This is a genomic window from Streptomyces sp. NPDC059696 (assembly GCF_042733745.1).
In the GTDB taxonomy this organism is placed as follows: Bacteria; Actinomycetota; Actinomycetes; order Streptomycetales; family Streptomycetaceae; genus Streptomyces.
This window is the reverse complement of record NZ_JBHWFG010000096.1, coordinates 1-1,635: the sequence shown is the minus strand read 5'-3', so window position 1 is coordinate 1,635 and position 1,635 is coordinate 1. Positions and strand designations below refer to the sequence as shown.

Below are 1,635 nucleotides of genomic sequence, written 5' to 3'. Positions count from 1 at the left end.
GGCCCGCAGGCGTGGACGACGAAGAAACCGACGATGAGCTCGAAGAGGACCGCGACCCCCTGGACGCCGTCTGCGATGCCGTGGATGAGCTGGCCAAGGAAGCGCCCGGGGACATCCTCGTCTTCTTCTCCGGCGAGCGCGAGATCCGCGATGCCGCCGAGGCACTGAACAGCCGGATCCAAGGAAACCGGCGGCTCGCAGGTACGGAAGTCCTCCCGTTGTATGCCCGCCTGAGCCTGCAGGAACAGCACCGGGTGTTCAATCCGGGAGGCAAGCGCCGCATCATCCTTGCAACGAATGTCGCTGAAACGTCCCTGACGGTGCCCGGCATCAAGTACGTAGTGGACACAGGAACCGCCCGCATTTCCCGGTACTCGCACCGCACCAAAGTGCAGCGGTTGCCCATTGAACGGGTCTCGCAGGCATCGGCCAACCAGCGGTCCGGCCGTTGCGGACGCGTGTCCGAGGGAATCGCGATCCGCCTCTATTCCGAGGAGGACTTCGAGTCCCGCCCGCAGTTCACGGATCCGGAGATCCTGCGGACCAATCTCGCTGCGGTCATCCTGCAGATGACCGCCATGGGTGTGGCCCGCGGTCCCAAGGATGTAGAAAAGTTCCCGTTCGTGGAGCCTCCGGAATCACGGGCCATTAACGACGGCGTCACGCTCCTCCGGGAACTCGGCGCGTTGAGCGGACCTCAACAGCAGGACGCCGTTGAATCGCAGGGCCCGGACCACGACGGCGACGCCCCGGGCCGCAACGGGCGTGGCCGCCATGGCCGGAACCGCAGTGGCCAAGCCCGCAGCGGCAGTGGCCTGACCGCCGTCGGACAGAAGCTCGCACAGTTGCCCGTGGATCCCCGGCTGGGCCGGATGATCGTGGAGGCGGGGAAGCGCGGATGCGTCCGCGAGGTGATGATCCTTGCCGCGGCGCTGACCATCCAGGATCCGCGGGAACGCCCAACCGACAAACAGCAACTGGCTTCGGAAAAGCACGCACGCTTCCGGGATGAGAACTCGGACTTTACCGGTTACCTCAACCTGTGGAACTACGTCCAGGAAAAACAGCGCGAGTTGTCCTCCACGCAGTTCCGCCGCTTGTGCCGTACTGAGTTCATTAACTATCTCCGGATCCGGGAGTGGCAGGACCTCTTTACCCAGCTTCGGCAATTGGCCAAGCCGCTGGGCATCACCCTGGACAACACCCGCCTCGCCGATCCGGTGGGCCACCACGAGGGCATCCACATCAGCCTGCTGTCCGGCTTGCTCAGCCACATCGGCATCTACGACGAACGCAAGCGCGAATACGCCGGTGCGCGCGGCAGCCGCTTCGCGATCTTCCCAGGCTCCGCACTGTTCAAGAAGTCCCCCGCGTTCGTCATGGCCGCGGAGCTGGTGGAGACCAGCAGGCTCTGGGCACGCGTGGCGGCGAAGTTCGATCCCCTATGGGCTGAGCAAGTGGCCCCGGACCTGGTGAAACGCTCCTACAGCGAACCACACTGGTCCTCGCGCCAAGGTGCCGTGCTGGCCCATGAGAAGGTCACGCTCTACGGCGTCCCGATCATTCCCAACCGACGCGTCAACTATGGCAGGGTCGACCCCGAACTGTCGCGCGAGCTGTTCATCAGGCATGCCC

1 protein-coding gene is annotated in these 1,635 nt (G+C 64.8%); it reads left to right on the top strand.

Going from position 1 to position 1,635, the window contains the following annotated elements:
* Positions 1-11: 11 nt before the first annotated feature.
* Positions 12-1,635: DUF3418 domain-containing protein (locus ACFV20_RS36790; RefSeq protein WP_385665458.1), on the top strand; the 1,624-nt coding region annotated here is incomplete at its 3' end.